This window comes from Solibacillus sp. FSL R7-0682, assembly GCF_038005985.1.
Taxonomy (GTDB): Bacteria; Bacillota; Bacilli; order Bacillales_A; family Planococcaceae; genus Solibacillus.
Genome location: NZ_JBBOUI010000001.1, coordinates 416625 through 437669, shown reverse-complemented (window position 1 = coordinate 437669; position 21045 = coordinate 416625). Strand labels below are relative to the sequence as shown.

At 37.9% G+C, this 21045-nt stretch carries 19 protein-coding genes; 9 read left to right on the top strand and 10 right to left on the bottom strand.

Translation table 11 applies throughout. The features are described 5' to 3' along the window. Positions 1–53 precede the first annotated feature (53 nt). From cydS to MKZ17_RS02175, 5 genes are all read right to left on the bottom strand, one after another. A complete protein-coding gene (gene cydS / locus MKZ17_RS20545; RefSeq protein WP_445326892.1) occupies positions 54–158 on the bottom strand; it encodes a cytochrome bd oxidase small subunit CydS in 105 nt (34 codons plus the stop codon). A 12-nt stretch (positions 159–170) separates the two neighbouring features. After that, complete coding sequence (locus MKZ17_RS02190; protein WP_340722178.1) at positions 171–1196, bottom strand: cytochrome d ubiquinol oxidase subunit II; 1026 nt, start codon at positions 1194–1196, stop codon at positions 171–173. Continuing rightward, positions 1193–2536, bottom strand: a complete 1344-nt coding sequence (locus tag MKZ17_RS02185) for a cytochrome ubiquinol oxidase subunit I (protein ID WP_340722177.1) — start codon at positions 2534–2536, stop codon at positions 1193–1195. Before MKZ17_RS02185 ends, MKZ17_RS02190 begins: the two co-directional genes overlap by 4 nt. Positions 2537–2723: 187 nt before the next feature. Beyond that, positions 2724–3665, bottom strand: a complete 942-nt coding sequence (locus tag MKZ17_RS02180; RefSeq protein WP_340722176.1) for a diacylglycerol kinase — start codon at positions 3663–3665, stop codon at positions 2724–2726. A gap of 195 nt (positions 3666–3860) precedes the next feature. Next, positions 3861–4418, bottom strand: a complete 558-nt coding sequence (locus tag MKZ17_RS02175; RefSeq protein ID WP_340722175.1) for a thioredoxin family protein — start codon at positions 4416–4418, stop codon at positions 3861–3863. A gap of 354 nt (positions 4419–4772) precedes the next feature. Here MKZ17_RS02175 and MKZ17_RS02170 point away from each other — a divergent pair, with 354 nt between their 5' ends. The 5 genes from MKZ17_RS02170 (at position 4773) to MKZ17_RS02150 (ending at position 10367) form a co-directional block, all read left to right on the top strand. Next, on the top strand, positions 4773–6389 hold the full coding sequence (locus tag MKZ17_RS02170; protein WP_340722174.1) for a peptide ABC transporter substrate-binding protein: 1617 nt from the start codon (positions 4773–4775) through the stop codon (positions 6387–6389). A gap of 139 nt (positions 6390–6528) precedes the next feature. Then, positions 6529–7458 carry an ABC transporter permease gene (locus MKZ17_RS02165; RefSeq protein WP_340722173.1) on the top strand — a complete coding sequence of 310 codons (930 nt, stop codon included), beginning with the start codon at positions 6529–6531 and terminating at the stop codon, positions 7456–7458. Beyond that, complete coding sequence (locus tag MKZ17_RS02160) at positions 7458–8390, top strand: ABC transporter permease (RefSeq protein ID WP_340722172.1); 933 nt, start codon at positions 7458–7460, stop codon at positions 8388–8390. Before MKZ17_RS02165 ends, MKZ17_RS02160 begins: the two co-directional genes overlap by 1 nt. A 14-nt stretch (positions 8391–8404) precedes the next feature. Continuing rightward, on the top strand, positions 8405–9451 hold the full coding sequence (locus MKZ17_RS02155; protein ID WP_340722171.1) for an ABC transporter ATP-binding protein: 1047 nt from the start codon (positions 8405–8407) through the stop codon (positions 9449–9451). 7 nt (positions 9452–9458) lie between these two features. Further along, positions 9459–10367 carry an ABC transporter ATP-binding protein gene (locus tag MKZ17_RS02150; RefSeq protein ID WP_340725486.1) on the top strand — a complete coding sequence of 303 codons (909 nt, stop codon included), beginning with the start codon at positions 9459–9461 and terminating at the stop codon, positions 10365–10367. Positions 10368–10416: 49 nt separating this feature from the next. Here the strand turns inward: MKZ17_RS02150 and pruA are convergent, their stop codons facing one another. Next, complete coding sequence (gene pruA, locus MKZ17_RS02145; RefSeq protein WP_340722170.1) at positions 10417–11961, bottom strand: L-glutamate gamma-semialdehyde dehydrogenase; 1545 nt, start codon at positions 11959–11961, stop codon at positions 10417–10419. Positions 11962–12131: 170 nt separating this feature from the next. On the opposite strand from pruA, the gene MKZ17_RS02140 reads away from it, so the two are divergent. The 4 genes from MKZ17_RS02140 to MKZ17_RS02125 all read left to right on the top strand — a co-directional run bounded on the left by MKZ17_RS02140 (position 12132) and on the right by MKZ17_RS02125 (position 16716). Continuing rightward, complete coding sequence (locus MKZ17_RS02140; RefSeq protein ID WP_340722169.1) at positions 12132–13427, top strand: sigma 54-interacting transcriptional regulator; 1296 nt, start codon at positions 12132–12134, stop codon at positions 13425–13427. A gap of 309 nt (positions 13428–13736) precedes the next feature. Continuing rightward, complete coding sequence (locus MKZ17_RS02135) at positions 13737–14711, top strand: proline dehydrogenase family protein (protein ID WP_340722168.1); 975 nt, start codon at positions 13737–13739, stop codon at positions 14709–14711. Between the two features lie 90 nt (positions 14712–14801). Then, on the top strand, positions 14802–16286 hold the full coding sequence (gene putP, locus MKZ17_RS02130) for a sodium/proline symporter PutP (RefSeq protein WP_340722167.1): 1485 nt from the start codon (positions 14802–14804) through the stop codon (positions 16284–16286). A 115-nt stretch (positions 16287–16401) separates the two neighbouring features. Continuing rightward, positions 16402–16716 carry a YbjQ family protein gene (locus MKZ17_RS02125; RefSeq protein ID WP_340722166.1) on the top strand — a complete coding sequence of 105 codons (315 nt, stop codon included), beginning with the start codon at positions 16402–16404 and terminating at the stop codon, positions 16714–16716. A gap of 99 nt (positions 16717–16815) precedes the next feature. Here MKZ17_RS02125 and MKZ17_RS02120 read toward each other — a convergent pair whose 3' ends face one another. The 4 genes from MKZ17_RS02120 to gatC form a co-directional block, all read right to left on the bottom strand. Then, positions 16816–17688 carry a GNAT family N-acetyltransferase gene (locus MKZ17_RS02120; RefSeq protein WP_340722165.1) on the bottom strand — a complete coding sequence of 291 codons (873 nt, stop codon included), beginning with the start codon at positions 17686–17688 and terminating at the stop codon, positions 16816–16818. A 104-nt stretch (positions 17689–17792) separates the two neighbouring features. Beyond that, on the bottom strand, positions 17793–19238 hold the full coding sequence (gene gatB / locus MKZ17_RS02115; RefSeq protein ID WP_340722164.1) for an Asp-tRNA(Asn)/Glu-tRNA(Gln) amidotransferase subunit GatB: 1446 nt from the start codon (positions 19236–19238) through the stop codon (positions 17793–17795). A gap of 1 nt (position 19239) precedes the next feature. Beyond that, on the bottom strand, positions 19240–20703 hold the full coding sequence (gene gatA, locus MKZ17_RS02110) for an Asp-tRNA(Asn)/Glu-tRNA(Gln) amidotransferase subunit GatA (protein WP_340722163.1): 1464 nt from the start codon (positions 20701–20703) through the stop codon (positions 19240–19242). Positions 20704–20721: 18 nt separating this feature from the next. Then, entirely contained in the window at positions 20722–21012 is a 291-nt protein-coding gene (gatC, locus tag MKZ17_RS02105; RefSeq protein WP_340722162.1) for an Asp-tRNA(Asn)/Glu-tRNA(Gln) amidotransferase subunit GatC, read from the bottom strand. Positions 21013–21045: the final 33 nt, after the last annotated feature.

The following is a 21045-nucleotide window of genomic DNA, read 5'->3' as shown; positions in this document are numbered from 1 at the left end:
TTATCTCATACAGTCCTTTTTTAATCATTCGAAAGATTTTATGCACAAACCCTTTATTGTTTCGAGCTATTTTTATCTTTTGGTGCCACATAAAAGGCAGCAAATAACGAAATCGCGACAACTAGAAACGGGGCTACAAAAATTAAAAAGTCATTCACCGATTATCCCTCCTATGCATGATCATCATGTGCTCCGCTTACATAATCTTTATTAAATAAAAACAATTTAAATAGCAAATAAAGTGACGGAATAAGTAATGCGGCACCAAACATGAACGCAATAATTAGCGAAATTGCCATTTCCTGATTTGTGAAGCTATCATGAATTGTTAAATAAGGATAGAGCAAATACGGATAATGTGAAATGCCATACGCAAAAAATGCAAACGCAAATTGTGTGAACAATAACACCACTGCAACTCCGTATTTTTGCTTCGCCCAAAGAAGCCAAGTTGTTATCAAAAATAACACAGCAGAGATGGCAAATAACCACCAAACATCGACCATTTTTTCAAAGCGTGATGGATTGTGTCCACGAAATTCTACAATGATACCTGTTGCCGCAATCGCAAGTGGAGCAGACCAAATGAGTGCATATTTGCGCATTAAGTCTGATGCTCGTCCATCCTTCGCCTTATAGGCATACCATGTTAAGAATACTGCTGAAATGTAGAGTACAGCAACAATACTTAAAACTACAATGCTCCATGTCAAAGGGCTACTAAATAGTGTTCCATAATCTAATTGAGGTGAATTGTTAACCATCTCTACAAAGCCACCTTCTGAAATCGTTAAAACAACGGAAAGAGAAGCCGGGATGAGTAGCCCCGCTAGACCATACGCTGATGCATACCCCTTATGCCCTACTGTTCCATAGGATTCAAACGCATAATATGCGCCCCGAACTGATAATAAAAAAAGTGAAATACTGACTGGCACAAGTAACGTCGTTCCATAATAGAAAGCTGTCTGTGGGAAAAAGCCTACAATACCCACAAAGAAAAATACTAAAAATACATTCGTTACTTCCCAAACGGGGGATAAATAGCGCTTTATTACATTACTTAAAATATCCGAGCGATTTGTCAATACACTGTATGCATTGTAGAAACCTGCACCAAAATCAATAGAAGCAATAATGACATAGCCAAACAAAAAAGCCCATAGCACGCAAATACCAATTAACTCGAACGTCATCCTATGCCCTCTCCCTTCCTTGCTCTTGCTGCAATTTCTTTTTCTATCGGGTTGTTTTTAAACATACGACGTAATGTAACAACACTTCCTACTGCTAAAATGAGATACAATACAGAAAATAGTACAAGCATCAAATCTACGTAGTTACTCGTTGTGGCGCCTTGTTCCGTGCGCATAATACCGCGCAATACCCATGGCTGTCTACCAACCTCCGCAAGCCACCAGCCCGCTTCAATTGCAATGATGGATAATGGACCTCCAGCTACAACAATCCATCGGAACCACTTTGTTCTTATAAACAACCAGCCTTTTCGTATTGCAAGTAAATAAATGAACGCCACTACTAACATGAACGTCCCGATCATCACCATGACAGCAAATAAATAATGAATATAGTATGGTGGGTGTTCATCTACGGGAAATTGATCAAGTCCAATAACTTCTGCCTTTGGGTTAGAAAACGCTAATATACTTAATGCATAAGGAATTTCAATTGCATACTTCACTTCACCATCATCTAATATCCCAAACAAAACGAGCGATGCACTTGGGCCAGTTTCAAAATGCCATTCTGCTGCTGCAAGCTTTTCTGGTTGATATTCGGCTAGATACTTTCCTGAAAAATCACCAACAATAACCGTCGCTACTGAAAAAATAAATCCTAGTTTCATCAATAAATAGAGCGCCTTTTTATGATAAATATGATTTGATCCACGGAGTAGTCGGAACGCTGCAATTGATGCAAGAATAAACGCACATGTCATATAGGCCGTTACTAATACATGCGCAACCTTTGTCGGCATTGCGGGATTAAACATTGCAACAAGGGGACGGATATTAATAAGCTTCCCATCGACAATATCGAATCCTTGAGGTGCGTTCATAAAGGCATTTAAAATCGTAATAAATAAGGCCGACATTGATGCGCCAATCGCTACAGGAATTAATAATAATAAATGCTTCTTTTGATTTTCAAATCGGTCCCATGTGTATAAATATATTCCTAAAAATATTGCTTCAAAGAAAAATGCAAAGGTCTCCATAAACAGAGGTAGTGCAATTAACTGTCCCGCCGTTTGCATAAAGTTTGGCCAAAGTAGAGAGAGTTGCAAACCGATTACCGTCCCCGTTACAACACCTACTGCTACTGTAATTACATAGCCTCTTGCCCAGCGTCTCGCCATTAAAATATAATGCTCATCATTATTACGTATACCAATCCACTGTGCAATCATGATAAAAATAGGGATACCGACACCAATTGTGGCATAAATGATATGGAAGGATAACGTTACCTCCGTTAAAATGCGGCTCCAATATACTGCAGACTCATTAATCACCTTCATTGCCTCCTTAACCTAGTTAGCCTGTTGCCGTTATGCCTAATATACCCATCTCAATTCGATTTGAACGCATAAAAAAGCTTGCAAAGACAAAATAAGTCCTTACAAGCTTGTTTTATTTCTTATTCTTTTTGTAAGATGATATCTCCTCAAACTACCGGTTTATGAAGTAAGGGCTCCTTTTTTAGCGGAAGGGCATCTTACTACCTGTTAAGGAGGAATCAATTTCTCGAATTTCATTAATTGGGACAAATACTTCAATATGTCGCTTTAAATTTTGGAAGATTGCTGGTGCATCGCCACCATATTCGCCATCTAAATTTAAATGCACATCCGCATCTGACGTCACAACGACACGACTCGCCTTGCGATAGATGACACGCTCATCGTTTAAATGCTCCCCACGCAATGCAAGAGATGCGATTCGAATAAAGTCTGCAATATTACATTCCTTTAAAATCATCACTGTAAATAGTCCATCATTAATCGATGCATCGGGCGCAATTTTTTCGAAGCCCCCTACTGAATTCGTGAGACCACATAAAAACATCATTGCATTGCCATCAAATTCTTCTTCATCCATTTGAATTTTCAAATGAGTTGCTTTAATTGAAGGAATCATTTCAATTGCTTTTAAATAATACGCAAGCTGACCTAGCACCGTTTTTAACTTGCTTGGCACCTCGTATGTAAGCTCAGTAATACGTCCACCTGCTGCAATATTTATGAAATAACGTTCTTCATTTAATAGCCCTACATCGACTGGAATTGTATCCCCTGCAATAATAATCTCTAGTGCTTCTTCGATTTTGCGCGGTATGCGTACTGCTCGTGCAAAGTCATTTGTCGTTCCCATTGGAATTAATCCTAACTTCGGGCGATTTTCACATTGACTTATTCCCGTAACCACTTCATTTAGTGTTCCATCTCCACCAACTGCGATTACTATATCAAATTCACGACGCACAGCCTCGATTGCTGCCTTCGTTGCATCCCCTTCACCTGTTGTTGCATGGCATGACGCCTCATAGCCTGCTATTTCAAGTTTTTCTAGTACTTCTGGAAGATGCTTTTTAAAAATTTCTCGACCCGATGTTGGATTGTATATTATTCTCGCTCTTTTCATAATTATCTCATCCTGATTTCAAATTTTTAACACTATACAAAGTATACTTTTGTTTGTTTTAGGAATGCAATAATACTTCACTCCCGATGTTCTATCATTTATTACGTACTAACATTAAAAAAGTTCCTACTATATTATATAGTAAGAACTTTTTATCTTATTCATAGATATTTGAGCGTACGTAAAATTTCTAACTTATATACTTTCTAAGAGCGCCTTTTTGAAATCCTCATACACATTTGTCCACATTTGTGGATTTTCTGTGTACTGCTGGCGCATGCGATCATACATCGCTTTTTGTGCCTCTTCAAAACTTGGATTTTCCTTTTCCGGTAAAGCCGAGCGCATTTCTGTTACAAATTGTTGAAGCTCTGGTGCACGAGGCCCCCACTTCGCAATTACTTCCCCCGCTTCATTTAACACTAGGTAAATTGGAATCGCTCGACCACCATTCGTCAAGTAGCGGTCGATTAAATCTGTATCTTCATCACGCAGTACTGCGCGTACTTCAACATTTGCAGCTTCAGCTACTTTACGAATAACCGGGTTGTTTAACATCGCATCGCCACACCAGTCTTCCGTAATCGCTAAAATATGAACATTGGCCTCCTTTAGCTGCTCAATAAATGCTCCGTCTTCTGGAAGAACAAATTGATTATAAATGGAAAAGCTTAATTCTTTTAACTGGGACATATTATCCATATATTCTTTAATTTGTTTACCTTCTTCAAAATATTGTTGCTCTGATTTCATTATTTTTCCTCCTTTTTGTATCTTCTTCTCTATTTTGCACGTTTTTAAAAATAAATGAAAGATAAATATGTCTAAAATGTTAACGTAAAAACAATTTTGAATTTTCAAAATGAAGCGTGTTATCGAGAAATAATATATGAAAAAAAAGAAAATTTTTGTATAGTTAATATTTCTTATATGTAATTTTTTCCATATCAAATATTTTAGAATTTTCATAATTATTTTATTTGTTAGGATTTAAAAATTTTTTTGTTTATAGTCTATATTTCTTAAAAATAATTTGATATATTGTAGTAACGCATCAAAATATTATCAGAAAATTTAATTTACATGATTTTCTAGGGGGTTAATTTAATGAAACGCAATAAAATCGTATTATCTGCAACAGCTCTATCTTTATCTGCATTTTTAGCAGCATGTGGCGCAGAAGAAGAAACAAAATCAACTTCATCTGGTGATGGTGAAAAGGAATTAAACTTATTAATTACTTCTGAACCACCTTCATTACACCCACAATTAGCATCAGATACAACTTCTGGCGCAATCTTAGAAAACACATTCGAAGGATTAACAACAATGGTAAATGGCGAGCCTGTATTAGCAGCAGCTGAAGACTATGTTGTTTCAGAAGATTTATTAACGTACACGTTTACAATCCGTGATGCTCAATGGTCAAATGGTGAAAAAGTAACTGCTGAAGATTTCGCTTACGCTTGGTTATGGGCATTAAATCCAGAAAATGCTTCTGAATATTCAACAATTCTTTACCCAATCAAAGGTGCTGAAGCCTACAACAATGGTACAGGTACTGCTGAAGACGTAGCAGTTAAAGCAATTGACGAAAAAACATTAGAAGTAACATTAGATGCTCCAACTCCATATTTCTTAGAGTTAACAGCATTTAAAACGTTCTTCCCAATTCACAAAGCAACTGCTGAAGCGAACCCAAAATGGTACACAGAAGCAGATTCTTATGTAGGTAACGGTGCATACACACTATCTACTTGGAACCACTCTGGTGACATCGTATTAGAAAAAAGTGAAAACTACTGGGATGCAGAAAAAGTAGAAATCGATACTGTTAACATTGCAATGGTAGAGTCTGAAACTACTCAAATGACAATGTTCGATAATAATGAAATCGATTTCTTAGGTGCTCCATATGGTACAATCGCTCTTGATTCAATTGAACGCTTAAAATCTGAAGATAAATTAAACGTATCTTCTTTATCAGGTATTTACTGGTACAAGTTCAATACAAAAGATGATGTGATGGCTAACGAAAACATCCGTAAAGCATTAGCATTATCAATCGATCGTGAAAGCTTAATCAAAAACATCGTAAAAGGTGAACAAGAGCCTGCATTAGGTATCGTTCCAAACTCAGTAGCTGGATTTGGTGATGACGAAGGCTACTTCAAAGATGCAAACCTTGAAGAAGCGAAAAAATATTTAGAAGCTGGTCTTAAAGAATTAGGTCTTGCTAGTCCTGCTGATTTAGAAGTAAAAGTTTCTTACAATACTTCAGAAGCTCACTCTGCAATTGCTCAATTCATTCAACAAGGCTGGACTTCAAACTTAGGTATTAAAGTAAAATTAGACAATGCTGAATGGCAAGTATATTTAGATAAAATTTCTAACGGTGACTTCCAAATTGGTCGTCTAGGTTGGTCTGCTGACTATAACGATGCATACTCATTCTTAGAAATGTATAACTCTGCTGAAAACGGAAACAACCAAACTGGTTGGAGCAATCAAGAGTATACAGACCTATTAAAAGCTTCTACAACTGAAACTGATCCTGCAAAACGTACAGAATTACTATTAAAAGCAGAAGCAATCTTTATGGAAGAAATGCCAGTAGCACCAATTTACTTCCAAACAAACTTAAACGTCGTATCTGACAATGTTGAAAACATGGCTCCAGACGCTTTAGGTAACATCAACTTAAAATACGTTGATGTAAAATAATTAAGTTATTTTATGTAAATTTGCTTGCTGTAAATTGACATATTATATAGGAAGGAGGTGTCCCAATGCGCATATTGAGACACCTCCTTTCATGATTATGTACAAATATTCAAAATAGTATAAAAAGGAGGTATGGACATTGCTAAAATTCATTATTAAACGATTACTATATATCGTTCTTGCAATGTACTTAATTATTACAGCGACATTCTTCTTAATGCAGCTAGCACCAGGTAGTCCGTTTACAAGTGAACGCGAATTACCTCCTGCAATTGAAGAACAATTAAACGCAAAATATGGCCTAGATAATCCTTGGTATATTCAGTACAAAGATTATTTAGTCGATACACTTACTTTTGACTTTGGTGAATCAATGAAGTATAAAGGGCGCTCGACAAATGACATTATCGCTGAGAGTTTCCCTGTTTCACTTGCGTTAGGTTTAGAGGCAATGATATTAGCCATCGGTCTTGGGGTATTACTAGGGGTTGTTTCTGCTCTATATCACAACAAATTCCCCGACTATGCAGCTACTATAATTGCCGTTTTAGGGATTTCGGTTCCTTCATTTATTTTAGCTGGTTTATTTCAGTATTATTTATCGTTCAAGGTGGGCTGGTTCCCTGTAAGTGGTTGGAAAGGCTTCAGCTACACAATTCTCCCTGCACTAGCAATCGCTGTAACACATGCTGGTTTCATTGCGAAGCTTACGCGTTCTAGTATGCTAGAGCAAAATAATAGTGAATATGTAAAGCTAGCTCGTGCAAAAGGTCTTGGTAAATGGACAATCGTGTTCAAGCACTCATTACGTAATGCATTATTACCAGTAGTTACGTATTTAGGTCCTCTTTTTGCAGGGGTTATTACAGGTAGTTTCGTAATCGAACAAATCTTTGCTGTTCCTGGACTTGGTCGTCACTTCGTAACAAGTATTACGAACCGTGACTATACAGTTATTATGGGTACAACAGTATTCTATTCATTAATTTTATTAGTAGCTGTATTAATTGTAGATATTTTATACAGCGTGATTGATCCACGTATTAAATTGAAAGGAGCGAAAAAATAATGGCTCAAAACGAACAACAAGTTCCAAAAGTATCACCGGAAATGTTTGAAGTTGTCGGTCGCTCGAACAATACAGACCAACTTTCAAAAAAACAAGTGTCTTATTGGAAAGAAGTGTTTTATCGCTTCTCTCATAATAAATTAGCTGTTATTGGCTCGATTTTATTAGTCATTATTACGTTAATGGCGATTTTCGTTCCAGTGTTTTCTTCTTATACGTATGATCAAAACGTTGGCTTATATAACTCTGCTCCATCTGGTACTTTTTGGTTTGGTACAGATGACCTTGCGCGTGACCTATTTGTACGTGCATGGGAAGGTGCTCGAATTTCATTATTCATCGGTATTACGGCTGCAGTTATCGATTTAATTATCGGTGTACTTTGGGGTAGTATCGCAGGTCTTTCAGGCGGACGTGTTGATAACATCATGATGCGTATCGCTGACGTATTAACTGCTATTCCTTACTTATTAGTAGTTATTATTTTATTAGTTATCATGGAGCCAGGTTTAGTTCCAATGATTATTGCCCTTTCGATTACAGGTTGGGTAAACATGGCACGTATCGTACGAAGTGAAGTACTAAAAATTAAAAACCAAGAGTATGTTTTAGCCGCTCGTACGCTAGGTGCCAACCAATGGCATATTATCAAGCGTCACCTTATTCCAAATGCAATGGGTGCGATTTTAGTAACGATGACAATGACAATTCCAAGTGCAATCTTCACAGAGAGTTTCTTAAGTTACTTAGGTTTAGGGGTTCAAGCTCCTATCGCCAGCTGGGGAACGATGGCCTCTGAAGGTTTCAAAGCACTTCAATCTGCTCCATGGCGACTGCTGTTCCCGGCAGCTTTAATATCGATTACGATCTTCGCCTTTAACGCAGTTGGAGACGGCTTACGTGACGCACTTGATCCGAAATTACGAAAATAAGGAGAGTGTACGCTATGAAGAAAAAAGTATTAGAAGTAAACGACTTACGTATCAATTTCAAAACGTACGCTGGTGTGGTACAAGCCGTACGAGGTGTAAGCTTTGAATTATTCGAGGGTGAAACATTAGCTATCGTTGGCGAATCTGGTTCTGGTAAATCAGTAACAAGTAATGCCCTAATGAAATTAATCCCACAGCCACCAGGTATTTATGCTGGCGGAGAAATTAATTTCAATGGACGTAACATTATTCCATTAACAGAAAAAGAAATGATGAACATCCGCGGGAATGATATTGCAATGATTTTCCAAGATCCGATGACTGCTTTAAACCCGACGATGCGTATTGGTAAGCAAATTACGGAAGTTATATTAAAGCATAAAAAAGTAACATCACGTGAAGAAGCAAAAGCTCGTGCAATAGAGCTACTGGATCAAGTAGGGATTCCCTTCCCTGAAAAACGTTACAAAGCATATCCTCATGAATTATCAGGTGGTATGCGTCAGCGTGTCGTAATCGCTATCGCCCTTGCAGCTGAACCAAAGCTGTTAATCGCAGATGAGCCAACGACTGCACTAGATGTAACGATTCAAGCACAAATTTTAGAATTAATGAAAGAAATTCAAAAGAAATCAAATACGTCTATCATTTTTATTACCCACGACTTAGGTGTCGTTGCAAACGTAGCTGACCGTGTAGCAGTAATGTATGCAGGGCAAATTGTTGAGTACGGTACAGTAGAGGATATTTTCTACAATCCAAAACACCCATACACTTGGGGCTTACTAGGTTCAATGCCGGACTTAAACAACTCTACGGATGAATTATTAATGGCAATTCCTGGTTCACCACCAAACTTAATCGACCCACCAAAGGGCGATGCGTTTGCACCACGTAATGAATTTGCGATGAAAATTGACTTTGAGATGGAACCACCAATGTTCCAAGTTTCCGAAACACATTTCGCAAAAACGTGGTTACTGCATCCTGATGCACCAAAAATGCCACTTCCTGATGCGGTAGCTCGCCGTATTGATGGCTATCAACAGGAGGGCAAATAGCATGAACATGTCTAAGAAAATTTTAGAAGTTAAAGGCTTAAAGCAACACTTCGGTTCTGCAAAACAGCCGATTAAAGCAATTGATGGTATTTCCTTCGATGTTTATGAAGGTGAAACATTAGGTTTAGTTGGAGAATCTGGTTGTGGTAAATCGACAACTGGTCGTTCAATTATCCGTCTTTACGATATTACTGAAGGACAAATTATGTTCAAAGGTAAAAACATCTCAGAAATGAAATCACGTAAAGAATTAATGCAATTCAATAAAGAAATGCAGATGATTTTCCAGGATCCATACGCATCGTTGAATCCACGTATGACAGCTGGTGAATTAATTGCAGAAGGCTTTGAAATTCATGGTCTATACAAAAATAAAAAAGAACGCCAAGCACGCGTTGGCGAATTATTAGAAGCAGTTGGTTTAACACGTGAACATGCAAATCGTTATGCCCACGAGTTTTCTGGTGGTCAACGTCAACGTATCGGTATTGCACGTGCACTTAGCTTAGATCCAAGCTTCATCATTGCCGATGAGCCGATTTCAGCTCTTGACGTATCGATACAAGCACAGGTTGTTAACTTATTAAAACAACTTCAAAAAGAACGTGGCTTAACTTATTTATTCATTGCCCATGACTTATCGATGGTAAAATACATTTCTGACCGTATCGCAGTAATGTATCGAGGTAAGATTTTAGAACTTGGTTCTGCAGATGAGATTTATAACAATCCAATCCACCCATATACGAAATCATTACTATCAGCTGTTCCTCAGCCAAACCCTGAGTATGAGAAAAGTCGTGTACGTATCCCATACAAGCACGTGGATCATGACCCAGCTGCGGAAGTAATTGAAGCTCGTCCTAACCACTTCGTCTTTGGTACAAAAGCGCAAGTAGCGGAATGGGTTAAATAAATAGCAAAATGCCCTTTGACATTTTTGTCAGAGGGCATTTTTTATACTATTAGAACGCTTCTGAAGTTGTTTTTGCTTGCATGTGTAATGTTAAATAGTCTGGACCGCCTGCTTTTGAATCTGTACCTGACATGTTGAAGCCGCCGAATGGTTGATAGCCAACAATCGCCCCTGTACAGCCTCGGTTAAAGTATAAATTCCCAACATGGAATTCTTCACGCGCATACTCTTGGTTCATACGATTTGATGTAATGACTGCACCTGTTAAACCATACTCCGTGTTATTTGCAATCGCGATTGCTTCTTCAAAATTTTCAGCCTTCGTAATACCAACTACAGGTCCGAAAATCTCTTCTTGCATAATACGAGAAGTTGGTGAAACATCAGCAAATACAGTTGGGTTTACAAAGAATCCGACTGAATCATCTGCCGTACCACCTGCTACTAGGCGACCTTCTGTTTTCCCAATTTCAATATACTCCGTAATTTTCTTAAACGCTGCTGCATCGATAACTGTTGCCATGAAGTTAGCATTATCTGACGGATCACCTATTGTTAGTGCTTTTGTTAACTCTTCCACACGGTTCACAACTTGATCATAAACGTCTTTCACAATCACTACTCGTGAACACGCTGAACATTTTTGACCCGAGAAACCGAATGCTGATTTTACAATAGATTGTGCCGCTAGTTCTAAATCTGCTTCTTTATCAACAACGATTGTATCCTTACCGCCCATTTCTGCAATGACACGTTTAATCCAAATTTGACCTTCGCTTAATTTCGCTGCACGCTCATTAATACGTAAGCCGACATCACGAGAACCTGTGAAGCTGATGAAGCGTGTTTTCGGGTGGTCTACTAAATAGTCCCCTACCTCTGCTCCACTACCAGGTACAAAGTTTACAACACCTGCTGGTAAACCAGCTTCTTCAAGTACCTCAATAAATTTATAAGCAACAACTGGTGTAGTAGATGCTGGTTTTAAAAGAACTGTGTTTCCTGTAACTACGGCTGCTACCGTAGTACCCGCCATAATAGCAAATGGGAAGTTCCATGGTGAAATTACGATACCGATACCAAGTGGAATATAATCATAACGGTTATATTCATTTGGACGGCTTTCTACTTTACGACCATTCTTCATTTCTAACATTTGACGACCATAATATTCTAAAAAGTCGATTGCTTCTGCAGTATCAGCATCTGCCTCATTCCAAGGCTTACCTGCCTCTTTCGTTAGCCAAGCTGAAAATTCATGCTTGCGTCTACGAATAATTGTAGCTGCCTTGAATAATACATCTGCGCGAACTTCAGGCTTTACCTTTTTCCATGATTGGAATGCTTTATCCGCTTCTTGCATTGCCTTTTCAGCAAGTTCCTTGGAAGCCTTTGATACAGAACCAATTACTTCTGTCTTCTTTGCTGGATTGTACGATACGATTTTATCTTCTGTTCTGATGCGCTCTCCACCAATAATTAATGGGTATTCCGCACCTAATTGTGACTCAACTTTTGCTAGTGCTTCTAAATATGCCTGTTTATTTGCTTCTACCGAAAAATCTGTAAATGGTTCATGTTTGTAGTTAATCATTTATCAATACCTCCGATAATTAGTGCAATATAATTTTGCACATAAGTGTTGTCCTTGAATCCAATTGTGCAATATTATAATGCTTAAATCAATATTTTTTTCTTAAAATTCGAAAATTATCTTTCTCACGTTATGTCCATGCTAAAATAGGTATAAGGGGGTTGCACCGTATGAAACAGCTAGATGTCTCTAGTGTTTTTGAGTTTATGATTGAACAAATAGAAACCGGGCTATGTGCCATTGATGAAAACGGACATGTTATCGTCTACAACAAAAAGATGCGTCAGCTAACAGGTGAATCACTAGAGCAAATTACTCAGCGCTTTATATCACAGTCATTAGACTTTAACTTAGAACAAAATATGCTCCAAAAAGTATTAGCTTCAGGACTAAGTTTTAAACATATTAAGCAAACTTTCTGGAATGAGAATGGTGAAGAAGTCACAATGATTAGCGACTATTACCCCTATACCCTTAATGACGGAACTAAAATCGCTATTCAGTTTTCAAGAGATGTGACTCAGCAGGAATTTTTAATGGATCGACCACTTAGTCGATATGGAGCCCCGTTAACCTTTGATATAATTACTGCTGTTTCGAAATCGATGAAGCAAGTTATTCAACAGGCAAAAATTGCTGCTCTTGGGCGTATTCCAGTCATGCTTGTTGGAGAGTCAGGTACTGGTAAAGATATGATTGCAGAAGGTATTCATCATGAATTGCTTGAAAAGAACGAGCGATTCATTACCCTCATTTGTCGCCGCAATGAAGATACTCTGCTTGCTCAAATTGAAAAATATATAGCCGAAGAAAAAAACTATACGTTTTTTGCCGAGCGAATTGAATATTTATCAAGCCCAGCACAGGAAAAAATTATCACATTGTTAGAACAGCATAATGATCGTAACCACGTATTTATCGCAAGTATTGGGGAGGATCCAATTGACTTAATACAACAAGGCCGCCTTTCCAAAAATTTATATTATTTATTTTCAAATTTGACTATCCAAGTTCCTGCCCTTCGTGATCGTCGGGAAGATATTAAGCCATTCGTTGATGATTACTTTGCTCGTCGACGAAATGACTATGGTATTTCCGTAAAAGGACTTTCACCTGACGTAGAGGAAATTTTCCTAACTTATGAATGGCCAGGAAATTTAAAGGAGCTAGAAGTATTACTCGATGATATAAGTGCCTTGCTGACGAATGAAGAATATGTGGAGCTCCCAATGATTCCTGCCTATTTCAAGTGGAAATTGAAGCAAGCCGAACCTATATCCCAAGAAGCATCGGATCTTTTTGATTTTTCACAACAGGAATTACAGCCACTTGATGAATATATGCGCAAAGTAGAAGAGCTTTATATCCAGCATGCATTACGACAAAATGGCGGAAATATTTCACAAACAGCAAAAGCGCTTGGCATACACCGCCAAGGGCTACAATACCGGTTAAAACGCAAATAACAAATATTTAATTGGAAATTACAATCATATTCCCAACACAATAAAAGTCCTTTAGAGGGCTTTTATTTTTTTATATTTTGACGCAAAAAAATATTGCACATTACAATATTCAGTACAATACTAACGGATTTTAAGTGTAATTTAGACTTATTCGCATTTTTTTTTATTGTCAAAACCGTTGATAATACTCATTTTTTAAAATTTGAAAGGTGTTTGACATTCGATTTCTATTTCCATTTTTGATTTTTTTGATTTATACTCACTTCATCGTTATCTTATTCTTTGATTTACTCAGGAGGAGACCTAAAAATGTCATTAAAAGATTTTTTTATCGCACTTTCAGAAAACCAAGCATTAAATTCTGTAGCCCAAAAATATGGTTTTAAACTAGGGGCGCAAAGTGTCGTTGCAGGTACAAATATCGATGAAGTTGTAGAAAGTATTAAGGAATTAAATCGTCAAGGCATCTCATGCACAGTTGATAATTTAGGTGAGTTTGTCTTTGAAAAATCGGCGGCACTTGATGCAAAGGAACAAATTTTAGCCGTTATTGAGCGTATCCACGGGGAAAAATTAGATGCTCATATTTCATTAAAACCATCTCAATTAGGATTAGATATTGACTATGATTTCTGTTTTGAAAACTTAAAAGAGATTGTAGCGCTTGCTCATCAATATCAAATTTTTGTTAATTTCGATATGGAAAACTATGCACGTCTTGAGCCATCCTTTGACCTTTTGGAGAGTTTACATACTGAATACGATAATGTCGGAACAGTTATTCAAGCATACTTCTTTGAATCTGATGCCAACGTTGAACGCTTTAAAGACTACCGTTTACGCTTAGTAAAAGGGGCTTATAAAGAAGCGCCAAATGTAGCATTCCAGGATAAAGAAGATATCGATCGAAAATTTATTGAGCAAATTGAATATCATTTATTACACGGTAAATTCACGTCGATAGCGACACATGATCATAATATTATTAATCATGTGAAACAGTTCGTGAAACAACATAATATTCCGAATGATAAGTTCGAGTTCCAAATGCTTTACGGTTTCCGCAAAGATATGCAACTAAGTCTAGCAAAGGAAGGATTTAACTTCTGTACTTATGTACCATTTGGTCATGATTGGTATGGCTATTTCATGCGTCGATTAGCAGAGCGCCCACAAAATATTTCCCTTGTTACAAAGCAAGTGTTTAACAAAAAAACGAACACAATTTTAGCTGTTGCAGCTGGTGCTTTTTTAATAGGCCGCGCTACTAAATCAAAAAAATAATCCGTCAGGTGCTACGAATTTTTGCGTTGACGGGGGTCTAAAGGTTCATGCTAAGCTTATCAAAAAACTATTGTTTTAGGAGTTGAGTTTATGTCGGATCACACGTATCAATTATTGGCTATTATAATCTACATGATTGCGATGCTCGGAATTGGTTGGTATGCATTTCGTAAAACAAGCAACTTAACAGATTATATGTTAGGTGGTCGTGGACTAGGTGCTGCAGTAACTGCATTAAGTGCCGGAGCAGCAGATATGTCAGGTTGGTTATTAATGGGTTTACCTGGCGCCATTTATCTATCGGGTCTAGTGGAAGCTTGGATCGCCATTGGATTAACGATTGGTGCTTACTTAAACTGGTTACTCGTAGCACCACGCTTACGTGTTTACACACAAGTAACAAAGGATTCCATTACGATTCCTAGTTATTTAGACAATCGTTTACGTGATAACACAAAATTACTTCGTATTGCATCGGGTATTATTATTTTAGTATTCTTTACGTTCTATGTGTCCTCAGGGATGGTATCAGGCGGTAAATTCTTTGAAAGCTCATTCGGTATGGATTACCATACGGGCTTGCTATTTGTTTCTGCTGTAGTAGTAGCATATACATTATTCGGTGGATTTTTAGCAGTTAGTTATACAGATGTTATTCAAGGACTTATTATGTTAATTACGTTAATTGCTGTACCTGTAGTTGGTATTTTCATAACAGGCGGTATTGGTGATACAGTGGATTCGATTAAAGCTGTTAATCCGGAAATGTTTAGTCTACTCCCTTCAACTGCAACAGCTGCCGCGATTATTTCGTCTGTTGCATGGGGCTTAGGTTATTTTGGTCAACCACATATTATCGTGCGTTTCATGGCGATCACGTCAGTAAAAGAAACAAAAAGTGCGCGTCGTATTGGTATCGGCTGGATGATCTTCAGCTTATTAGGTGCGATAGCAACAGCATTGGTTGGTGTTGCGTACTTTCAACAGCAAGGAACTGTATTAAACGATCCTGAAACGGTATTTATTGTACTTGGACAAATTTTCTTCCATCCGTTTATCGCAGGGATTGTTCTTGCTGCCATTTTAGCAGCAGTTATGAGTACAATTTCTTCACAATTAATCGTTACATCGTCTGCGCTTGTAGAAGATATTTATAAAGCATTATTCAATAAAGACGCTACAGATAAGCACTATGTGTTTTTAGGACGCTTAGCGGTATTACTTGTTTCGATCTTTGCAGCTATTGTTGCCTGGAATCCTGAAAGTACAATTTTAGGCCTAGTTGCATTTGCATGGGCAGGCTTCGGTGCTGCATTCGGACCAATTATTCTTCTTTCATTATTCTGGAAGAAGCTTACGAATTACGGCGCACTTGCAGGGATGGTAGCCGGTGCAGTTGTTGCATTTGTTTGGGGTAGAACAGAAAGCTTAACTGATATGCTTTATGAAATCGTACCTGGATTTATCGCATGTTTAGTTGTAGCAGTTATCGTGAGTATCATTACGTACAAACCAAATGCAGAAATTGAAAAAGAGTTCGAGGAAACGAAACGTATTTTAAAAGAAGAGCGTTAATAATTTCTTAATAACACACAAGTTCATTCATGTAATGAACTTGTGTTTTTATTTTATTGAAACTTATTAATTTTCGAAACGTAGTAAATAATAACAATTATGAGGAGTGATTTAAATGTTAATCGTAACGACAAATTCTCTTGAAGGTAAAACAATCGAAACATATCACGGGATCGTTTCAGGTGAGGCAATTATGGGAGCAAATATTGTACGTGATATTTTTGCATCGGTTACGGATATTGTAGGTGGCCGCAGTGGTTCTTATGAAAACAAGCTTGCAGAAGGTCGTAAAATTGCCCTTGATGAAATGGCAGAACGTGCTCGCGCAATGGGTGCGAATGCTGTGATCGGTGTTGATCTAGATTTTGAAACATTGCGTGAAGGTATGATGATGTGTGTTGCAACAGGTACTGCGGTAACAATTCGATAAAGTGCACCGAACTCCCAGCTACTTTTCAGGGAAAGCTTATAAAGAGGCTTTATGCAATGCTGCATATTGGCCTCTTTCTCCCGCCCACTGCAATAACCCTTAAGCCTCGCCACTCAACGGGAACAACACATGATTGGGATAACTCACGTTGCCTTGCTCTTTTACAAATAAAGCGCCGCTCTCTACTAACTCGTACTTCAAAATAATTGCTGAAACTTCGCTCGGGGTAAAACCTAATTCAATAATTGGGCGCTCAATCGGTAATTGCTGTAGCACTTCCATTAACTCAAAAGGATATTTTGAAATAATATCGACAATGACGACCTTTTCCTCATATTCCTTCGCAATAATAATCGCTTGTAGCTTAGGTGCATAATAAATACATTCCCGGTATGGTCCTATTGCATGAAACATAACAATGCTTTCATTTTGTAGCATTGCTATCTTTGTACTTACGGGCATCCGATGTGTTACGGATTCATAAAGGAATTTTCTCGTCTGTTCATCATTCAAATCTAGTTTTTTGATTTCAGTTGGCTGTAGTAGTAGGTCTTTCGTGTGAATTAAATATACGCTTTGCTTTCGTTTCTCAAAGCCAAACTTTGGATAGTATTTGAGTACGGACTCATTTGCCAATAAATAAACAATATCGACATGCTTTACATCTTCTAATACTTTGTCCATCAGTTGCCCGCTTAAGCCTTTTTTGCGATAGATTGGCTTTGTCATTACTGTACCAATTTGAATTGATTGAACAGCTTTTCCATCAATGACCATTGTTCCTATATTCATCGATATATTGGCAATAATTTCACCGTTTAGTTCAAAGGCATAAGGGCAGTATGTATCATTCCAATAGCCTAAAGCATCCCAGTGCTCAAAGGAAATACCGAACGTCTCCATTGCCAATTGAAAAAAACTATTTTTCAATTGTTCGTTTTCCCGAATTGCAGCCCCTTTAACAAAATTCATCAAATTCTCCCCCTTTGTCATGTACGGTCCTATTATCTTTATCGTCATCTATACTAAAAAACGACAGCCTAATAAACTAGACTGTCGTACACTATATGAAAAAATTAACGTTTATTAATTTCTTCCATTAAGATTTGATTTGTTAATTGTGGGTTGGCTTGTCCTTTAGAAGCTTTCATAATTTGACCAAGAAGTGCTTTTATCGCACGGTCTTTACCTGCTTTGAAATCTTCTACTGATTTTGCATCGTTATCAAGAACTGTTGTAACGAAACCACGAATTACTTCTGGGTCAGAAATTTGTACTAAGCCCTTTTCTTTCACAATTTTCGCCGCATCCCCACCATTAGCTACAAGCTCAGTGAATACTTTTTTCGCGATTTTAGAAGAAATTGTACCGTCAGAAATTAGCTTCACCATTCCTGCAAGGTTTTCTGGTGTAAGTGCTGTATCCTTTAGCTCTTTTTGCTCTGCATTTAAGTAAGCAGAAACGTCACCCATTAACCAGTTTGCTGCTAATTTTGCATCTGCACCAGCTGTAACTGTCTCATCAAAGAAATCAGAAATTTCTTTGTTGCTTACAAGGACATTGGCATCATATGAAGTTAAGCCTAATTCTGTTTCATAACGAGCAATACGTGCATCTGGTAATTCAGGAATAGATTGACGTACACGCTCTAACCACTCATCAGAAATAGAAAGACGTACTAAATCCGGCTCTGGGAAGTAACGGTAATCATCCGTACCTTCTTTAACACGCATTAAGATTGTTTTACCTGTTTTCTCATCAAAACGACGAGTTTCTTGCTCAATAACGCCACCTGAAAGAAGTACTTCTGCTTGGCGAATTTCTTCGTGTTCAATTCCTTTACGTACGAAGTTGAATGAGTTTAAGTTTTTAAGCTCTGTTTTTGTACCGAATTGCTCCTGACCATATGGACGGATTGAAATGTTCGCATCACAACGTAATGAACCTTCTTCCATACGTACGTCAGAAACGCCTGTATATTGAATAATTGATTTTAATTTTTCTAAGTAAGCGTACGCTTCATCTGCTGTACGGATATCTGGCTCAGAAACGATTTCAACTAATGGTGTTCCTTGACGATTTAAGTCAACTAAAGAATAGCCATCAGCGTGTGTTAATTTTCCAGCATCCTCTTCCATGTGAAGACGAGTAATACCGATTTTCTTTTTGTAACCAGGTGTATCCCCTTTTGCTGGGATTTCGATTTCGATCCAGCCGTTTTTACCGATTGGCTTATCAAATTGTGAAATTTGGTACGCTTTCGGATTGTCTGGGTAGAAGTAGTTTTTACGGTCGAACTTTGTTTCCTGTTCGATTTCCATGTTTAGCGCTAAAGATGCGCGCATTGCATAATCTACTACTTGCTTGTTAACTACTGGTAAGACACCTGGGTAACCTAAGTCGATAACCGTTGTGTTTGTGTTTGGCTCAGCACCGAAATGGTTTGGTGAGCTTGAGAAAATTTTTGAGTTTGTTTTTAACTCAACGTGTACTTCTAAACCAATGACTGTTTCAAAGTTCATCTTATTTAACCTCCCATAATGCTGGAGTTTGTGTGTTGTAGTCTGTTTGTTGCTCGTATGCATACGCTACACGATAAAGTGTTTCTTCATCGAAGTGCTTACCGATAAATTGTAAACCTAGTGGCAATCCATTTTCAAAGCCACATGGAATTGAGATCGCTGGTACACCCGCTAAGTTAATAGGAATTGTTAAAATATCGTTTGCATACATTGTTAGTGGATCATCAACGTTAGCTCCAATAGCGAATGCTGCTGTTGGCGCAGTAGGTCCTACAATGACATCATAGTTTTCAAATACTTTGTCGTAATCTTGTTTAATTAATGTACGAACTTGCTGTGCTTTTTTGTAATACGCATCATACGTACCGGCTGATAATGAATACGTACCAAGCATAATACGGCGTTTAACTTCGTCACCGAAGCCTTCTGCACGTGTGTTTTTGTAAAGCTCTAATAAGTTTTTCGCATTGTCTGTACGGTAACCATAACGAATACCATCGAAACGAGAAAGGTTAGAAGATGCTTCTGAAGATGAAAGAATGTAGTAAGCAGCTAATGCATACTTCGAGTGAGGAAGTGATACTTCTTCTACTGTAGCACCTAAGCCTTTTAATACTTCTAAAGCATCTAAAACAGATTGCTTAGCAGCTTCGCCAACACCTTCACCAAGGAATTCCTTTGGTACAGCGATACGTAATCCTTTAATATTGCCGTCAAGTGCTGCTACGTAATTTGGAACCGGAACGTCTGCAGATGTAGAATCCATTTCATCTACACCTGAGATTGCTTCTAGTAATAATGCGTTATCTGTTACATTACGTGTAATTGGTCCGATTTGATCTAACGAAGATGCGAATGCAACTAAACCAAAACGAGATACACGTCCATATGTAGGCTTCATCCCTACAACACCACAGTAAGCTGCTGGTTGACGAATAGATCCACCTGTATCAGAACCAAGTGAGAATGGTACTTCACCCGCTGCTACTGCTGCTGCAGATGCACCTGAAGAACCGCCTGGCACGTGGTTTAAGTTCCAAGGGTTTTTCGTTGTTTTAAATGCTGAGTTTTCGTTAGAAGAACCCATTGCGAATTCGTCCATGTTTAATTTTCCGATTGTAACCATACCTGCATCACGTAATTTTTTTACGATTGTTGCATCATAAATTGGCATAAAGCCTTCTAAAATTTTTGAAGCACAGGTAGTTTCTAGTCCTTCAGTTACAATGTTATCTTTTACACCAATTGGCATTCCGAAAAGTGGACCGCGCTCCTCAAACGGAACTTGATCTAGCTCTGCTGCACGGGCAGTAGCTTGTTCTTTATTTAAAGCTAAGAAAGCTTCTACATCGCCGTCTAACTTTTCAACGCGATCAAATGCTTCTTTTGTTAAATCAGCAATTGTCAGTTCGCCTGCTTTAATAGCTTCTTGTAATTGTGCTGATGTGCGCTCAAATACTGTCATGCGATAATAACCTCCTAATTATTCCATGATTGATGGTACTTTAATTTGACCAGCTTCTTGGTCCTTTACGTTAAGCATTACTTTCTCGCGAGGTAATCCTTCTTTTGCTACGTCTTCTCGTAGTACGTTTACAAGTGGTAAAACGTGAGAAGTTGGTTCAACATTTGTTGTATCTAATTCATTTAATTGCTCTGCGAAATCTGTAATTTTACCAAGCTGATTCGCAAACTTCTCTGCTTCCTCTTCTGTAATTGCAAGACGAGCTAAGTGCGCTACGTGTTTTACTTCCTCTTTTGATAATTTTGCCATTTATTACACCTCCCGATTCAAATAAACCATGCT